Origin of the sequence: Legionella sheltonii, from assembly GCF_026191355.1 — a bacterium.
Classification (GTDB): Bacteria; Pseudomonadota; Gammaproteobacteria; order Legionellales; family Legionellaceae; genus Legionella; species Legionella sheltonii.
Map to the genome: position 1 here is coordinate 17,387 of NZ_JAPHOQ010000005.1, position 17,022 is coordinate 34,408.

Below are 17,022 nucleotides of genomic sequence, written 5' to 3' on the forward strand. Positions count from 1 at the left end.
ATATCCATGATTTAAATAAAGGCTTACTTAACTCTTAGAGCTATTTCTTGGGGGGGCTTCTGATGACATACTTTGAGAGGAATCACTGTCCAAGACAACATAAATTCCCATGTTTACAAATGAGTTAAAATCGTCATCATCATAAGATTTAAATAAAACAGAAAACTCTTCGAACATTCTCTTTTTGACTTGTTCACGAATTGAGTCCCAAATGTCTTCCATTGTAGGTTTTTGCCGGAACATGCCATTAACTAATAGAGGAGAAGATGACTGAATAAACTTCTTTGCTTCCTCCCTAACAACAGCCTGTAATTTATAGGAAGCAACTTCTTTTGTGACAAAGTCGATCGTTACATCGGGATGGATTCCTACTAATTTTTCCATGAACTTATTCAATTTTCCATCGCGACAAATATCGATATCCTCACCCCCTATATCTTTATCACCTTCTAGTAGGTTATATCCTCTTTGAATCTCATATAAACCCTCTTTCAACATCTTGAGAGCCTCAGCTAACTCCCCCTGTCTATTTTTTTCATCATGAATAGCAATCCAAGTTAAAATCAAAAGTTTTTTTAAAGGAATACCTGTCTTGGCATGGATTTCAATTCCTTTCAAAATGTCATCCAGAGCTCTATGAGCAGCTAAGTCTTCCTGAGATTTTGAATTTGCTAAACCAGTACCCCACGAGTTTATTTCGTTGATCGTTGCATGGATTAACGCCGGACTTAGCGTATCTCCATAACGTTTCTGCAAGCGTAGAGCTGATTCTGCTGCCGAACTGTCTACACTCGATGCATGGGTACTTTGTTTGGTATTAAGATGAGGTAAAATATTCATTTGTGCCAGTTTGGTGCGCAATACATTGGCAATTTCAGATTGCTTATAGCGCTCTGCTAGAGTAACAAATTCATCCTCAGCTACACATACAAGCTCCGCTCCTTTATCTAACAGCACATTGAGCATATTTAAATCGCCATTAACAATGGCCGTTTTTAATGGTAGCTCGTTCTGGGTGTTTACATTAGCACCTTTTGAAATTAAATACTTAGCACAATCAATATGATTGCTTCGAACTGCAAAACACAACGCTTTGTCTTGGTCAGCATGTAAATCAAAACCATTTTCTTCCAATATCTGAAGAATAGGAAGATATCCATGGGCGGCCGCACTGAATAATGGTTCGCAATTGCTGAGGTCAATTTTCTCACTATGTTCAAGTAATATATTTTTTACCAGCCCTATATTATTTGCTTGGCATGCGTCTAACAAAGCTTCATTTACCGTAAGGCCATACTTCATCAGCAATTTAATTAATGAATATTTTTTAGATGTCGCAGCAAGATGTGCTGCTCCCTTGATTCGAGATGCCTCCCAGGGCAAGTCCCTTGACAACAATTCGCGAAGCGCATCTTCATTTTCGACAAGACAACATGCTTCTAAAAGGTTATAGCTTCTTACACTTTTTTCAAGCCTGATTAAACCAGAAGAACGTTTTACAAGCTCTGCTTTGGAGTATTTATCTATTTCGGATTTTAACTTATCGATATCATTGATTTCGATGCACTGAAAAATAGCTTCAGACTGCAAAAATTTTTTCATATAGTTCAATCCTTAATCTTTTATGTTCCAAAGCAATACTTCTTAATATTTTCTTAATCTATGTAATTTAAAATAAGCCACTCAGCATTGTGCTTACATGAAGTGTGCATAATATGCTCTTGAATATAATTATACACAGTCTTTATGGGAGTTTAAAATGCCCCGCAGAACTAGCGATCTAAGAAAAATGTTAGAAAATGCAAAAATCGATACATCTGATTTTATTTTAATTGCATTAGACATACTCAAAATTGAAAACAAAACACTAGAAGAACAATCAATAGAAGAAGCGATTGGTGCAATTAAAGTTGATTATCTAGAGGTCAATTATACTGGTGCTGTTGAAAAACTTATTGCCGCAGCCAAAACGCTAAAGGACCCAAGTATTGCCAAGTTATTTGAACAAGCTGCTGAAAAAGCGGCTAAAAACAGTAAGCCTGAGCACGTAGAAAGTAGACGGTATTTTGAAAATAAGTTCGTTACTGAGCAGTGGAAAACTCTTGACACGACAGATCATCAAGACAGCCTTGACCGTCTTGCCAAGTTTATGGTGGGTGCCAATAAGCTCTACGCGGAAAAACAAGGCTTTTCAAAGCTTAGAAAAGTTAATAATTTGAATGATATGGAAATGGTCATTTCTGCAATAAGGGGATTTGGTGAAGAAGGGAGCGCTACAGCAGTTGTTTTAGATAAAATAATAGAGATGCGGCATGAAGAAAATGCGTTATCTGGTTTTAAAGACAGAGGTATAGAACGTATACCAAAAGATGTTGGTTATTCGCAAAATCCTGGCATCATCAAAGCAAACACCCCAATGCCTTTAGTTGAACGTAGAGAGCAAGCAGTTCAAGGCAGTATTACGGATAGTTTTTTAATCAAGCGAACAGTTAAAGACGGATATTCTGCTAAAAATGTGGATGTTCCTTTTATTAATTCAGTCTCTGGTACCGCTTACACCTTGGCAGCCGTGTTAAATGAGTATGCTAAAGAAAACCAGCAAAGTCCTACGTTACAAAAAGATATGGATAATATCATCCAGACTTTCGTGGCATTTACTTGCAAATCAGGTTTTCATAGTTTGTCAGAAATGATGGATGTACTCAATTCAGCGGAAGTTTGTGGAATATTCGATGTATACGGTCTCAAAATAAATCATCTTTTTTCCAAAGAAACCCTTGAAACCGCAATTACTGCTGCATCAGATTATACGGAAACAAGACAATCTCACAAAAGCGTGCTGAGTGAAAAATCACAACACCCTCTCTTTAAGAGAAATGCAGAGCCAACTGCTAAAGCAAGTTATCCTGGAGAAATTGCTCTTCGTGTTAGAGAAGAGAAACTGACTGGCCCTCGAGTTGAAAGAGCATTGAGAGAAATGTATCAAGAGGGACTTCAGGGTGATAACAAATATTCTCCAGAGCATTGCAGGGAAATCGCTCAACAATTTGTTAATTATGCAAACAAACATCATCGTCATTTCAATATGGATGGAGTGAAACAATTTCTTAAAGAAATGAATGAGGTTATTAGAGAAAGACAAGAGAATATCGAAAAAAATATTGAACATTACGTCAAGTCTTTCGAAATATAATTCATGCAGTTCATTTTTACCTGGGGCTAGAGACTATCTGAAAAGTCGATGCCCCTGGCCAGTCTTACGTTGTTGAATTATTTGGCGATCTTTAGGTTCCATGCGAATGGCTAAAGTGTTTTACTGAAGCTAAAGCTAAATCAATAATTTTTTTAGACTGCTCTTCATCCGCATTAATTAGACTAACGTCGTTAATTAATTCTATTAAAAAACTAGGTATTTCTTGTTCCGCGAGCGTGCTGTTATAAAGACATGATGCTCTGGAGAAGAGATAGTGAAGCAAATTTTTATTAACCGTTACTTTTTCTCGAGCAACTCCTTGATCATGTGGCGAGTTTCCAAATAATAACCAACCTGGTGACACATGAAGTGTAGCCGCAATTTCCATCAATTTGACAGGTTCCGGGATGGCTTCTCCCCGGAGGTACTTGCGACATATTTGTACGGAATATCCTGTAATTTCAGACAGCTTATGGATGCAGATACCTGAAGTAGAACGTTGCGAATTAAATCCTGCTGCGATCATGGCATCACGTAAACGATCAGCAAATTGTTTTGCCAGATTAATTTTGTCCATAGTGAATTAGGAGGTTTCATTTTAATGTAAGGAAGTATAACAAAAAGAAACATAAAATTCAAAATAATCACCTATTGGAAACTTTAAGTTTCCTATGGAAATTTAAAGTTGACATTGAGTGGCAAAAAAGTATAATGGCTTCGAAACCTATGGAAAAGGGTTTTCTAGTCCCAAACAAGGAAGCAGGTGATAACGATGGAACAAATATCACAATACAGTCCAATAGAAGAAAAAGTGGATAACTCATAGCAGTTAACCTCGCAAACTCATGGCTTGAATGGTTCCCCTCCATTTAAGCCTTTCTAGATGCCTCAGCTGGGGGAGTGTTTTTTGCACAAGCCAGAAAGGATTACACGATTTATTAATACAAAATAATCTAAATGATTGCTTTATAATGGCACCTTATTATATACTTCACCCCAATGTATATGCAGGTCGTTTTATAGGCACGTAGCTCAGTGGTAGAGCACCACCTTGACATGGTGGTGGTCGGTGGTTCGATCCCACTCGTGCCTACCATGCACTAAATCGTATTCCAGGAGCGCCCACTTTCATTTGGGACGATGCTTGATTGACTCCTCTTAATTAAGGTTTAAGCCCTGCCATGCAGGGTTTTTTTTTGAAAAGAAGTGCTTACGGATAAAATTATGCCAAACATTAAATTACCTGATGGAAGTATAAAACATTTTGAAGCGCCCTTAACGGTCTATGAGGTGGCTCATAGTATAAGCCCTGGACTAGCTAAAGCTGCTTTGGCCGGTCGTATTAATGATCGTTTGGTTGATACTTCTTTTCTGATTGAAAATGATTGTGCATTGGTTATTCTGACTGAAAAACAAGAAGAAAGCCTCGAAGTCATTCGTCACTCTACAGCCCACTTATTAGCACAAGCAGTTAAAAGTCTTTTTCCTACAGCGCAAGTGACTATAGGACCCGTTATTGACGATGGTTTTTACTATGATTTTGCGTTTCAAAGAGCATTTACGCCTGAAGATCTGGAGTCAATCGAAGCAAAAATGGCAGAGCTGGCCAAGGCAAATTATCCTGTAGTGCGTCGAGAATTGCCCCGTGATGAAGCCATTCAGTATTTCAAGAGCATTGGCGAGGAATACAAAGCAAAGATTATTGCCGATATTCCTGAAAATGAAGTGTTGTCGTTGTATAAGCAAGGTGATTTTGAAGACCTTTGTCGTGGACCTCATGTTCCTTCTACGGGTTTTTTGAAGGCATTTAAGCTGACTAAATTAGCAGGCGCATACTGGCGTGGTGATTCCAATAACGAAATGTTACAACGTATATACGGTACTGCCTGGGCTGATAAAAAATCTTTGGCTGATTATCTATTCCGTATAGAAGAGGCCGAAAAACGTGATCATCGTAAATTAGGTAAGAGCTTAGAACTATTCCATTTTCAGGATATCGCTCCTGGGATGGTATTTTGGCATCCAAAAGGTTGGACAATTTATCAAGAGCTCGAGCGTTATATGCGCAACCGATTGGTTGATTTTGGTTACCAAGAAATTAGAACACCGCAATTGGTTGATAAAGTACTTTGGGAAAAATCAGGCCATTGGGCTAATTTTAGAGATGAGATGTTTGTTACTGAAACAGAAAATCGCCATTATGCAGTTAAGCCAATGAATTGCCCATGCCATGTTCAAGTGTTTAATCAGGGTTTAAAAAGCTATAGAGATTTACCATTAAGATTTTCCGAGTTTGGTAATTGCCATCGCTGTGAACCATCCGGCGCATTGCATGGTTTGATGCGCGTTCGTAACATGGTGCAAGATGATGCACATATCTTCTGTACTGAAGATCAAATTCAATCAGAAGTAGCGATGATGCTTGAGCTGGTTCAGTCGGTATATGCTGATTTTGGTTTTAGTGAGATTAAGTACCGTCTGGCGCTACGTCCTGAAAAGCGAGTTGGTAGCGATGATGTATGGGATAAAGCTGAAGGTGCTTTAAAACAGGCAATGAAAGACAGACAAATTGATTGGGTTGATGCTCCAGGTGAAGGTGCTTTTTACGGACCCAAAATCGAATGCTCATTAGCGGATTGCTTGGGCAGAATTTGGCAATGTGGAACCATTCAAGTTGATTTCTCGATGCCAGGTCGGCTGGATGCTTCATACGTCGCTGAAAATGGCAGTAAACAAATTCCAGTGATGTTGCATCGTGCAATTTTAGGCTCTTTTGAGCGTTTCATGGGTATTTTGATAGAGCACTACGCAGGAAAACTGCCTTTATGGCTATCTCCAGTGCAAACGATGATTCTGACAATCAGCGAAAAGCAAAATGAATATGCAAAAAAAATAACACAAATTTTGCAAAAAAGAGGTATTCGAGCCAACTATGACTTGAGAAATGAGAAAATTGGCTTTAAAATTCGCGAACATACTTTACAAAAAGTGCCATATCTCTTAGTGATAGGCGATAAAGAAGTCGAATCCAACCAAGTTGCTGTGCGTTCACGCGAAGGAGTAGACTTGGGTGTGATGACAATAGATACAATTTGTGATACCTTGACGCAAGAAATTGCTCGTAAAGGGTCAATTAATTAATTAATAAGCAGGGGGGGTTAAACCATTAGTGCACCAACTAAGCGTGAAAATGATCGCGCACGAATTAATGAACAGATCAATGTACCTGAGGTACGCTTAATTGATGTCGATGGTAATCAGGCAGGGATAGTCCCAACACGTGAAGCTTTACGTGCAGCGGAAGAAGGTGGATTAGATCTTGTGGAAATATCTCCATCAGCCAAACCTCCTGTATGCCGTATCATGGATTATGGCAAGTTTCTCTTTGAATTGAGTAAAAAACAAGCGGAAGCGAAGAAAAAGCAGAAGCAAATTCAAGTCAAAGAATTAAAATTCCGTCCTACGACGGAAGATGGAGATTATCAGGTCAAGCTACGCAACCTGATCCGTTTCCTTAATCATGGTGATAAAGTCAAAGTGACGCTACGTTTTCGTGGTCGTGAAATGGCTCACCAAGAACTGGGTATGAAGATTCTCGAACGTTTGCAGCAGGATACAGCTGAATTTGCGGTTGTAGAACAACAAGCGAAACGTGAAGGAAGACAATTACTGATGGTCTTGGCACCCAAAAAAACTAAGTAGCTGAACAAATGCGGAGTATATTGTTATGCCGAAGTTAAAGTCACATCGCGGAGCATCTAAACGCTTCCGTAAGACAGCAAGTGGCGCGATTAAACGTCGCGGTGCTTATAGAAATCATATCCTAACCAAAAAGTCTACCAAGGCGAAGCGTCATTTGCGCGTGGAAGCCGGTACTTTGAAGCCATGCGATGCACGTTTAGCAGCACGCATGTTGCACGGTAGTTAAGGGGGGGAATGAAGAATGCCAAGAGTTAAACGTGGTGTGACAGCGAAAGCACGTCACAAGAAAGTTTTAGACCAAGCAAAAGGTTATTACGGAGCCCGTAGCCGGACCTACCGCATGGCGAAACAAGCAGTAATTAAAGCAGGTCAATACGCATATCGTGACCGACGCCAAAAGAAACGTCAGTTCCGTGCATTGTGGATTACGCGTATTAACGCGCAAGCTCGTGAATGCGGTTTATCATATAGCCGTTTGATTGATGGCTTGAAAAAAGCAGCAATCGAACTGGATAGAAAAGTATTGGCTGATTTGGCTGTTCATGACAAAGTAGCTTTTGCTGCAATTGCTGAACAAGCTAAGGCTGCATTGGCACAATAATCTTTATATAGTACGTGGCCTGGGTGAAGGCGCATCCTAACCCGGAAAGCTGTGGCAGAAAACTCGGTTTTGCTGTGCTTCACCCAGGAGCTGTTCTAAGAATACTAATAAAGATGAAATTTATTTAAGGAGGCTGCGGCCTCCTTTTTACTTGTGGGTATAATTATGCAGGATATCATCACCATACAAGAGCAAGCCTCTGAAGCAATTAACAATGCGCAAGATGTATCGGGATTGGAAGCAATTCGGGTTGATTTTTTAGGTAAAAAAGGCAAGTTAACTGAAATTTTAAAAAGCCTTGCCCATCTATCTGCCGAAGAAAAACCTAAAGTAGGCCAATTAGTGAATCAGGCAAAACGTGAAATCAGTGAATGGATTGAAACGAAAATGCTTGAGCTCAAAGAAAAACAATTATTAGAAAAACTCTCTGCCGAGCGCGTCGATGTTACCCTTCCAGGACGTAAAAAAGAGAGCGGTTCATTACATCCGGTAACCCAGGTAAAGCACCGGATTAATGAATTTTTTAGCCGCATGGGCTTTGATATTATTGATGGCCCAGAAATAGAAACAGAATTTTATAATTTTGAAGCATTAAATATTCCCGGACATCATCCGGCACGTGCCATGCATGATACTTTTTATTTTGGTGATGGCCGTCTGTTGCGTACGCATACTTCACCGGTACAAATTCGTGCGATGGAGCAACGTACCCCGCCGTTTCGTTTAATTGCCCCTGGACGCGTGTATCGTTGTGATTCAGATTTGACACACACTCCCATGTTCCATCAAGTTGAAGGTTTGTTGATTGATAAACAAGCTACTTTAGCCAGTTTAAAAGGATTGCTCGAAGATCTTTTCGCTGATTTCTTTGGTCGAAAATTAGCATTACGGTTTAGACCTTCTTATTTTCCTTTTACGGAACCTTCAGCTGAAGTGGATATTGAATGTACCCAATGCAGTGGTAAAGGATGTCGGTCGTGCAAATTTACAGGATGGCTTGAGGTTTTAGGTTGCGGTATGGTGCATCCCAATGTGCTTAAGGCAGTAAATATTTCCCCGGATGAATATCAGGGATGGGCATTTGGTATGGGTATGGATAGACTGGCGATGTTGTATTACGGAATTGATGACTTACGTATGATGTTTGAAAATGATCTTAATTTTTTAAGTCAATTTTAAAAGACGTACGCTGTCGGCCTATTATTTTGAATATTAAAGCCCAATAGAGATACAGTGATAACGATGCCTGCTGGGCAATAAGAGTTTAATCAGGTGGTAAGGACTATAAATGAAATTAAGTAAATTATGGTTACGTGAATGGGTAAATTTCTCATTAACTGAACAAGAATTAGCACATCAACTGACCATGGCAGGCCTGGAAGTTGATGCAGTGAGTCCCGTAGCAGGAGAGTTTACTCATGTCATTGTGGCCGAAGTTCTTAGTACCAAACCTCATCCAAATGCAGATAAGTTGACTGTATGCGAAGTGAATGCAAACACAGACAAACCTTTGCAAATTGTTTGTGGTGCTTCAAACGTTAGAGCCGGTTTAAAAGTGGCATTAGCGATGGTTGGCGCGCGTTTGCCAGGTGGTTTTAATATCAAAGAATCTAAATTACGCGGCGAACTATCACAAGGAATGCTTTGCTCTGTGAGCGAACTAGGCATGGCTGAGCAATCTGAAGGCATTATGGAATTAGAAAGTGATGCTCCGGTAGGGATGGATTTACGTGAATATTTAACCCTTGATGATCATATTTTTGATATCGATTTAACCCCTAATCGTGCTGATTGTTTTAGTGTCTTAGGCATCGCCCGTGAGGTCGCAGTATTGAACAAATTACCCTTATTGGAACAATCTATTCCTAAGGTGACCCCAATTATTGATGATGTATTACCTATACAACTGAAAAACCCTGAAGCATGTCCGCGTTATTGTGGTCGCGTCATTCGAGATATAAATCCTCAAGCAACAACACCTTTATGGATGTCTGAACGCTTACGTCGTGGTGGTATACGCACGGTGCATCCTATTGTTGATGTTATGAATTATGTGATGCTCGAATTGGGCCAACCCATGCACGCTTTTGATTTAGACACAGTCAGCGGTGAAATTAATGTGCGTTTTAGCAGTACTCAAGAACAATTAGAATTGCTTGATGGTCAAAAGTTAACACTAAATGAAAAAGTACTAGTGATTGCCGACCAAGAAAAACCTCTGGCGATGGCCGGGATTATGGGGGGAGAGGCGAGTTCAGTCCAAGCACATACGCACAATGTATTTTTAGAAAGCGCCTATTTTAATCCAATTGTTATCGCAGGAATTGCAAGAAAGTTTGGTTTATTCAGCGATTCATCCCAGCGTTTTGAGCGTGGGGTTGATCCTGGTTTGCAGATGAAAGCATTAGAACGAGCTACAGCATTAATTCTATCAATTGCAGGTGGAGAGGCTGGGCCAGTTATTGAGGCTTATGAGCAAAAACATATCCCAGGAATTGTTAGTTTTTCTTTTGATACGGATAAAGTGCAGAAGTTAACCGGCCTTAGTATTTCATTAAAGGAAATGAAAAGTTTATTAGGCGGACTCGGCATTGTTATTGGAAAAGAACACAATAATTGTCTTGATGTGGTTATTCCTTCGCATCGTTTTGACATTCAACAGGATGTAGATTTGGTTGAAGAAATTATCCGCCTGTATGGGTATGATAATTTACATGCGCAACCTACCTATACTTGTGCGCAGGCAGGAAAAACGTGTGGGAATGAGGAAATAGCTACCAAACTTTCCCGATGGTTTAGCTGCAGAGGATATCATGAGGCGATCAGTTACAGCTTCGTTGACCCTGAGTTACAGCAAGAACTTTATCCGCATAAAGAATTTATGCAGTTACTTAATCCCATCTCCTCAGAATTATCGCAAATGCGTGCTGGGATGTGGCCTGGCTTGATTGCATCCATGATTTATAATGTTCATCGTCAACAGCATGCCGTAAAATTTTTTGAAATTGGTGTGGTTTTTGATGTGAACAAAGGGCAACTCGTAGAGCGCCCTTGCGTTGCAGGCTTATTAATGGGGGAACAAGGCAGTGTGAGTTGGAGTGAACCTACTCGCTGTTTTGATTTTTTTGATCTAAAAGGGGATCTGCAATCTTTATTTGCATCACTCAAATTAAAGCAGGTCGAATTCATTGCTGCGGCACATGATGCGTTACATCCTGGACAATCAGCTCAAATCAAGATTAATGGAGTACCTGCAGGATGGATAGGTATGTTACATCCACGTTTAACTGATGCATTGGATTTACAAAATGATGTGTTGCTGTTTGAAATTAATTTAGCGGCATTAGTTGGGCATGAAGAACCACGCTATAAAACAATTTCCAAATACCCTCAAATTCGTCGCGACCTATCATTCTTGGTTGACGCGGATGTTAGTGTCATGCAGATTGAGGCAGCAGTCCGAGCAACGATTAATGAAAACTGGTTAAAATCCTTTGATGTTTTTGATGTATACACTGGAGAAGGGGTACCCAAAGGAAAGAAAAGTCTTGCAGTGGCTATGACCTTGCAAGATGAAAGTCGGACATTGGTGGATGCCGAGATAAATTCTTTGATTAGTGCTATAATCAATACGTTAGAAAATAAATTTTCAATCATATTGAGGGAATAATCGTGAATGCACTAAGCAAAGCAATAATGGCAGAAACCTTAAGTGATGAATTAAAATTGTCCAAACCCGCATCAAAAGAAATGGTCGAGAATTTTTTTGAAGAATTGCGGCATGCGCTTGAACACGGACATCATGTGAAATTATCTGGTTTTGGTAATTTTACATTAAGGGATAAGCCACAAAGACCAGGTAGGAACCCCAAAACAGGAGAAGAAATTCCTGTAGTGGCTAGGAGAGTGGTAACCTTTAAACCGGGTTTGAAATTAAAAACAAAAATTGAGTCTATAGGAAAATAATTCATTGGCCTATTACAACAAACATGTCCTTATATGCACCAACCAAAAGGCTGCAGGTAAGCAATGCTGCGCCAATACCGGCGGTGAAGCTTTTTTTGATTATATGAAGTCGCGACTCCTGGAATTTGAGATGCATGGTCCAGGTAAAATTCGTGTCAGTAAATCAGGATGTCTTGGGCGTTGCAGCTCAGGCCCTTGCATTGTAATTTACCCGGAAGGGGTATGGTACTCCTATTCATCTTTTGCTGATATTGATGAAATTATCGAAAAACATTTAATTGCTGGTGGTCTTGTTGAGCAATTGCTAATTGATCAAGAATAATTAATCAGCTCGATTGGCCTCTGTGTTGTGGTCTGTACCCTAATTACAACTCTGTGTAGGATGAATAAAATGTAGGTTGGGCTTTAGCCCAACTTTTTTCTAAAGCAAATGCATAATAGAACTTTTATCAGCCCAAGGTTCACCCTACATTAGAACAAAAATAATTATGATTCTTGTATGAAATTTGTTATATTTACGCGGATTTAAATAATTGTTTATAAATTTTTATCCTTTTTTACTTGTAGGATGTTTCTGTTTTGGTTAAAATCGCCCGTCCATGATAGAAGATTACCAATTTAGGCGGTTCGGAGTTCATTTAATGAAGACATTTAGTGCCAAAAGCCATGAAGTCAAACGTGACTGGTTAGTGGTTGATGCCAGTGATAAAGTTTTGGGTCGCTTAGCTAGTGAGATTGCACGTCGTTTACGTGGCAAGCATAAAGCTGAGTATACCCCTCATGTTGATACAGGCGATTACATCGTTGTTACCAATGCGGAAAAGGTTATTGTGACCGGCCGTAAGTTTACCAACAAGATGTATTATCGTCACACTGGATATCCTGGTGGAATAAAATCAGATAGTTTTGAAAAATTACAGGCTAGAAATCCTGTTAGAATTATCGAACTTGCTGTTAAAGGCATGTTACCCAAAAATCCTTTAGGTAGAGAGATGTATCGTAAGCTCAAAGTATATGCAGGTAACGAGCATCCACATACTGCACAGCAACCCAAGCAACTTGATATTGAGGAATAAGTATTATGGCTGAAATGAAGCAATACTACGGCACTGGTCGTAGAAAAAGTTCAACAGCTCGTGTGTTTCTACGTCCAGGAAAAGGCGACATCAAAGTAAACGGTCGTACTTTACAAGAATATTTCTGTCGTGAAACCTCTTGCATGGTTGTTATGCAGCCATTAGAAACCGTTGATCTTGTTAATAAGTTTGATGTATACGTTACAGTTTCTGGTGGTGGAATTTCTGGCCAGGCAGGCGCTGTTCGTTTAGGTATTGCCAGAGCATTAGTTGCTTATGATGAAACAGGATTGGCAGAAGATGCTGAACCAAATCCTAATTCTGTTCGCAGAAAACTTCGTGCACGTGGTTTGCTAACTCGTGATTCACGTCGTGTTGAAAGAAAGAAAGTGGGCTTGCACAAAGCACGTCGTGCAACTCAATACTCAAAACGTTAATCGTTTTTTGGTTAAAAAGCCCCGCACATGCGGGGTTTTTTGTTTGGCATTGTTATACTACTATTAGGCCTTAATGACAGTGGGACAAGGGGAAGGTTCATTAGCTGTTCTCTATATGCCATCTGCCCCTGACGGACACTCTTCTCCTCATAGTGAGAAGGCAAATTGAATTAACTGTAATGACGGTACCACACTAAGGCTACAGAAATATCAGCTATGGAAAATCAAATTATTGATCCTGAGCAAGATAAACGCGATCGTGTAGATGAAGATCGCCGTCGATTTTTGTTGACCTCAACTTGTGTATTGGGAGGCATAGGGGCTCTTTGTGCTTTAACGCCCCTTGTTTCTTCCTGGCTACCGAGTGCCAAAGCTCAAGCAGAAGGTGCTCCAGTACAGGTCGATATAAGTAAATTGGAGCCAGGTGAACAGGCAGTGGTTGAATGGCGTGGTAAACCTGTATGGATAATTAGACGAACTCAGGAAATGTTACAACGTTTAACTACAGACTCATCAAAGTTACGTGATCCGAATTCGTTGACCCAGCAACAACCCTCTTATGCGAAAAACGAGCATCGATCCATTAACCCTGAGTATTTAGTTCTTATAGGTATTTGTACACACCTGGGATGTTCTCCTAAATACAAACCTAATCTAGGGGATTTAGGGCCTGACTGGCCAGGTGGTTTTTTCTGTCCTTGCCACGGCTCAACTTTTGATCTTTCGGGTCGAGTTTTTAAGGATGTTCCTGCACCAATTAATTTAGAAGTCCCGCCCTATTATTTTCTCAATAAGCATACTCTTGTTATTGGCGAGGATAAGGCATAAATTTTTTGTGTTGGCGGTGATGATTATCGGGTAAGGGTAGGCACTGAACATGGACACGAGAATGAGGCGCTGCAGTGCTCTTTTTTCACAAAAGCATACGTTAGCATGAATCAATTGACCGAGCATGTCCATGTCCGATAGAGGGCGACAGGCCAGGCTCCAACAACAGGTAATAGAGAAAAGGCTAGAGTAAATGAATAGACTCCTTAATTGGATTGATGAGCGTTTTCCACTAATAAGCACTTGGAAAAATTATTTCAGTGCCTATTATCTTCCAAAAAATTTAAATTTTTTTTATTTTTTTGGTTCATTAGCTCTTGTCGTTTTAGTCAATCAATTGATTACCGGTTTATGGCTTACCATGTTTTACACCCCAAGTGCAGAACAGGCTTTTTCTTCCATAGAGTACATAATGCGTGATGTAAATTTCGGTTGGTTATTGCGTTACATGCATTCCACCGGCGCCTCCGCATTTTTTATCGTTATCTATTTACATATGTTTCGCGGGCTACTGTATGGGTCGTACCAAAGACCCAGGGAATTAGTTTGGCTTTTAGGGATGTTTTTGTATATTTTACTTTTGGCTGGTGCTTTTTTTGGTTATTTATTGCCTTGGGGGCAAATGTCTTATTGGGGGGCTCAAGTAATCACTTCGTTGTTAAGTGCAATACCCTATATTGGTAAAAGTCTTGTTGTGTGGTTAAGAGGTGATTACACCGTTGGCAATGCTACGTTGCAACGGTTTTTTGCCTTACACGTTATAGCGATTCCCTTTTTACTCTTGATGCTGGTTTTTTTGCATGTGGTTGCCTTGCATAAGGTAGGATCTAATAATCCAGACGGAATCGAAATCAAAAAGCAACTGGATGAAAAGGGTAAGCCTTTCGATAAAATTCCTTTTCATCCTTATTACATTGTGAAAGATTTAGTGATGATCATTGCTTTTCTCGGCCTATTTTTTGCTGTAGTGTTTTTCACTCCCGAAATGGGGGGATATTTTTTAGAGCATAATAATTTTGCACCCGCTAACCCTTTAGTTACTCCAGATCATATTGCTCCGATGTGGTATATGTCACCGTATTACGCCATGCTGCGGGCTATCCCTGATAAATTATTAGGAGTAATGTGCATGGGTTTCGCTTTATTAGTTCTGTTCTTTTTACCATGGCTCGATCGCAGTCCAGTCCGTTCAATGCGTTATAAGGGTAACTATTCACGAGTTATGTTGTTTCTCTGCGTCATCGCATTTGTACTGTTGGGATATCTAGGCACAATCCCAGTTACGCCAGTACGTTTATTTTGGGCTCGTGTGAGTACGGGACTCTATTTTGCTTATTTTATTTTAATGCCTTTTTATACTCGTTTTGAATCATCACGCCCATTGCCTGCACGCATAGGAGGGCGATAATGCATAAAAAAGCAGGCATTTTATACGTGTTGGCATGGTTTTCGGGTCTGCTTATCAATCCAATTGTTTTAGCACATCCCGTTAATATTAATGTTCAAGATAAGGAGAGTTTGCAAAGAGGCGCTCGTTTATTTATGAATTATTGTTCTGGCTGCCACTCTTTAAAATATTTACGCTATAATCATATGGCTAAAGGATTAGGCTTAACCCAGTTTAATGGTCGAATTAATGAAGATTTATTAAAAAATAATCTGATTTTTACCCAGGCAACAATTCATGACCCAATTCGTATTGCTTTGCCTCCGGAAGATGCAAAACAATGGTTTGGAATCGTACCTCCTGATTTATCTTTAGTTGCTCGAGAAAAAGGTACGGAATGGCTGTATGGTTATCTAAATGGATTTTATAAAGACGATGCTCGACCTTTTGGGACCAATAACCGACTGGTCCCTGATGTTGCAATGCCAAATATTTTAGAAACGATGAGCCACGAATTACCTGAAGAACAATTTAACACTAATTTAGACGATTTGGTGACTTTTCTTGCGTTCGTTGGTGAGCCAGTACAACCACTGCGTTACCACATGGGTTTCTTTGTCGTAGGCTTTTTATTGATCTTATTTCTTGTTGCACTGGGTTTAAAAACAGTTTATTGGCGAAAAATCGGCATAAAGTAACCCAAACAGGTAAAAATGTGGTAAAGTGCGAGTTTTGTGTGTGAACTTTACCTTTATCTAGGTTTTATGAATTAAATAGGAGTTGCTCATGGCAATTGTTGCGAAGCGCACTATAATGTCTTTATTTTCCGATACGGATGATGTCTACAGTCATCAGGTGCGGATTGTGTTGGCTGAAAAAGGGGTGAATGTAGAAATTCTTGTTGCAAAACAAGCTGAGCCCAGCGCTGATCTTTTATCAGTTAACCCCTACGGAACTGTTCCTACTTTAATCGATAGAGAGCTTGTACTTTATGAGCCACGTATCATTATGGAATATTTAGATGAGCGTTTTCCTCATCCACCTTTACTACCGGTATATCCTGTTGCACGCGCTGAAACACGAAAAATGATGCACAGAATAGAACATGATTGGTATTATTTAATGAACCGTATTTTAAGGGATGATAACGCGGACCAGGCTAGAGCAAATTTATTTGAAAGCTTAACCGCACTTGATCCTGTATTTGCAGATAAGCCTTATTTTTTGAGTGATGAATTTTCTTTATTGGATTGCGCATTAGCTCCTTTATTGTGGCGTTTGCCTCGATTGGGAATTGAAGTTACACCAGAGTTTAAAGGAATAATTGCTTACATGCAGCGCTTGTTCAAACGTGAATCGTTTCAAGCAAGTCTGACTGATGCTGAGCGACAATTAAGAGCGGCATAAACATATGACAATGACATCAAATAAACCTTATTTAATTCGTGCGGCCTACGATTGGATAGTAGATAACGAATTAACGCCTTATATCCTGGTTAATGCAGCATATACAGGGGTTCAGGTTCCCAAAGAGCATGTGAACCATGATCGTATCGTGTTAAATATTTCTCCGGCAGCAACTCGCGGTCTTTTATTAGAAAACGATCGTATTATTTTTACAGCACGATTTTCAGGAAAAACGGAACAAATTTTTGTTCCTCCTGGAGCTGTATTGGAAATTTATGCGAAAGAGAATGGTAGAGGCATAGCCTTTGCCATAGAAGATGAAGAAGAACCGCCTCCAGCAGCTTCAGGTGCTTCTAGTAGTGAATCTGAGGGCTCAACTGCTTCTAAAAGTAAGCCTTCGTTAAAATTAGTCAAGTAAATGGAAG

18 protein-coding genes and 1 tRNA gene are annotated in these 17,022 nt (G+C 39.8%); 17 read left to right on the forward strand and 2 right to left on the reverse strand.

All coding sequences use genetic code 11. The features are described from left to right. Positions 1 to 27: 27 nt before the first annotated feature. Positions 28 to 1,602 carry an ankyrin repeat domain-containing protein gene (locus tag OQJ26_RS06525; protein WP_265703084.1) on the reverse strand — a complete coding sequence of 525 codons (1,575 nt, stop codon included), beginning with the start codon at positions 1,600 to 1,602 and terminating at the stop codon, positions 28 to 30. Positions 1,603 to 1,789: 187 nt separating this feature from the next. On the opposite strand from OQJ26_RS06525, the gene OQJ26_RS06530 reads away from it, so the two are divergent. Beyond that, complete coding sequence (locus OQJ26_RS06530; protein ID WP_265703085.1) at positions 1,790 to 3,193, forward strand: hypothetical protein; 1,404 nt, start codon at positions 1,790 to 1,792, stop codon at positions 3,191 to 3,193. Positions 3,194 to 3,284: 91 nt separating this feature from the next. Here OQJ26_RS06530 and OQJ26_RS06535 read toward each other — a convergent pair whose 3' ends face one another. Then, positions 3,285 to 3,770 carry a helix-turn-helix domain-containing protein gene (locus OQJ26_RS06535; RefSeq protein ID WP_265703086.1) on the reverse strand — a complete coding sequence of 162 codons (486 nt, stop codon included), beginning with the start codon at positions 3,768 to 3,770 and terminating at the stop codon, positions 3,285 to 3,287. Positions 3,771 to 4,214: 444 nt separating this feature from the next. On the opposite strand from OQJ26_RS06535, the gene OQJ26_RS06540 reads away from it, so the two are divergent. The 16 genes from OQJ26_RS06540 to OQJ26_RS06615 all read left to right on the forward strand — a co-directional run bounded on the left by OQJ26_RS06540 (position 4,215) and on the right by OQJ26_RS06615 (position 17,015). Further along, positions 4,215 to 4,289 (forward strand) — tRNA-Val (locus OQJ26_RS06540). Between the two features lie 128 nt (positions 4,290 to 4,417). Next, entirely contained in the window at positions 4,418 to 6,334 is a 1,917-nt protein-coding gene (gene thrS, locus OQJ26_RS06545) for a threonine--tRNA ligase (protein ID WP_265703087.1), read from the forward strand. 24 nt (positions 6,335 to 6,358) lie between these two features. Beyond that, positions 6,359 to 6,895, forward strand: a complete 537-nt coding sequence (gene infC / locus OQJ26_RS06550; protein ID WP_035900696.1) for a translation initiation factor IF-3 — start codon at positions 6,359 to 6,361, stop codon at positions 6,893 to 6,895. Between the two features lie 25 nt (positions 6,896 to 6,920). Continuing rightward, on the forward strand, positions 6,921 to 7,121 hold the full coding sequence (rpmI, locus tag OQJ26_RS06555) for a 50S ribosomal protein L35 (protein ID WP_082650800.1): 201 nt from the start codon (positions 6,921 to 6,923) through the stop codon (positions 7,119 to 7,121). A 15-nt stretch (positions 7,122 to 7,136) separates the two neighbouring features. Beyond that, positions 7,137 to 7,496, forward strand: coding sequence for a 50S ribosomal protein L20 (rplT, locus tag OQJ26_RS06560; protein WP_265703088.1), 360 nt, complete (start codon positions 7,137 to 7,139; stop codon positions 7,494 to 7,496). Between the two features lie 165 nt (positions 7,497 to 7,661). Further along, on the forward strand, positions 7,662 to 8,675 hold the full coding sequence (gene pheS / locus OQJ26_RS06565; protein ID WP_265703089.1) for a phenylalanine--tRNA ligase subunit alpha: 1,014 nt from the start codon (positions 7,662 to 7,664) through the stop codon (positions 8,673 to 8,675). Between the two features lie 109 nt (positions 8,676 to 8,784). After that, complete coding sequence (gene pheT / locus OQJ26_RS06570; protein ID WP_265703090.1) at positions 8,785 to 11,166, forward strand: phenylalanine--tRNA ligase subunit beta; 2,382 nt, start codon at positions 8,785 to 8,787, stop codon at positions 11,164 to 11,166. 2 nt (positions 11,167 to 11,168) lie between these two features. Beyond that, positions 11,169 to 11,462, forward strand: a complete 294-nt coding sequence (locus tag OQJ26_RS06575) for an integration host factor subunit alpha (RefSeq protein WP_028380711.1) — start codon at positions 11,169 to 11,171, stop codon at positions 11,460 to 11,462. A gap of 4 nt (positions 11,463 to 11,466) precedes the next feature. Next, a complete protein-coding gene (locus tag OQJ26_RS06580; protein ID WP_265703091.1) occupies positions 11,467 to 11,784 on the forward strand; it encodes a (2Fe-2S) ferredoxin domain-containing protein in 318 nt (105 codons plus the stop codon). 319 nt (positions 11,785 to 12,103) lie between these two features. Next, entirely contained in the window at positions 12,104 to 12,538 is a 435-nt protein-coding gene (rplM, locus tag OQJ26_RS06585) for a 50S ribosomal protein L13 (protein ID WP_028380713.1), read from the forward strand. Positions 12,539 to 12,543: 5 nt separating this feature from the next. After that, a complete protein-coding gene (rpsI, locus tag OQJ26_RS06590) occupies positions 12,544 to 12,975 on the forward strand; it encodes a 30S ribosomal protein S9 (RefSeq protein WP_028380714.1) in 432 nt (143 codons plus the stop codon). Positions 12,976 to 13,191: 216 nt separating this feature from the next. Next, positions 13,192 to 13,803 carry a ubiquinol-cytochrome c reductase iron-sulfur subunit gene (gene petA, locus OQJ26_RS06595; protein WP_265703092.1) on the forward strand — a complete coding sequence of 204 codons (612 nt, stop codon included), beginning with the start codon at positions 13,192 to 13,194 and terminating at the stop codon, positions 13,801 to 13,803. Between the two features lie 193 nt (positions 13,804 to 13,996). After that, positions 13,997 to 15,211 (forward strand): cytochrome b, encoded by a 1,215-nt coding sequence (locus OQJ26_RS06600; RefSeq protein ID WP_265703093.1) that lies wholly within the window; start codon positions 13,997 to 13,999, stop codon positions 15,209 to 15,211. Then, on the forward strand, positions 15,211 to 15,888 hold the full coding sequence (locus OQJ26_RS06605) for a cytochrome c1 (RefSeq protein WP_265703094.1): 678 nt from the start codon (positions 15,211 to 15,213) through the stop codon (positions 15,886 to 15,888). Before OQJ26_RS06600 ends, OQJ26_RS06605 begins: the two co-directional genes overlap by 1 nt. Before the next feature lie 88 nt (positions 15,889 to 15,976). Further along, positions 15,977 to 16,597: a stringent starvation protein SspA gene (gene sspA / locus OQJ26_RS06610; protein WP_265703095.1), complete on the forward strand. Its 621-nt coding sequence runs from the start codon at positions 15,977 to 15,979 to the stop codon at positions 16,595 to 16,597. A 4-nt stretch (positions 16,598 to 16,601) separates the two neighbouring features. Beyond that, entirely contained in the window at positions 16,602 to 17,015 is a 414-nt protein-coding gene (locus OQJ26_RS06615; protein ID WP_265703096.1) for a ClpXP protease specificity-enhancing factor, read from the forward strand. Positions 17,016 to 17,022 lie beyond the last annotated feature (7 nt).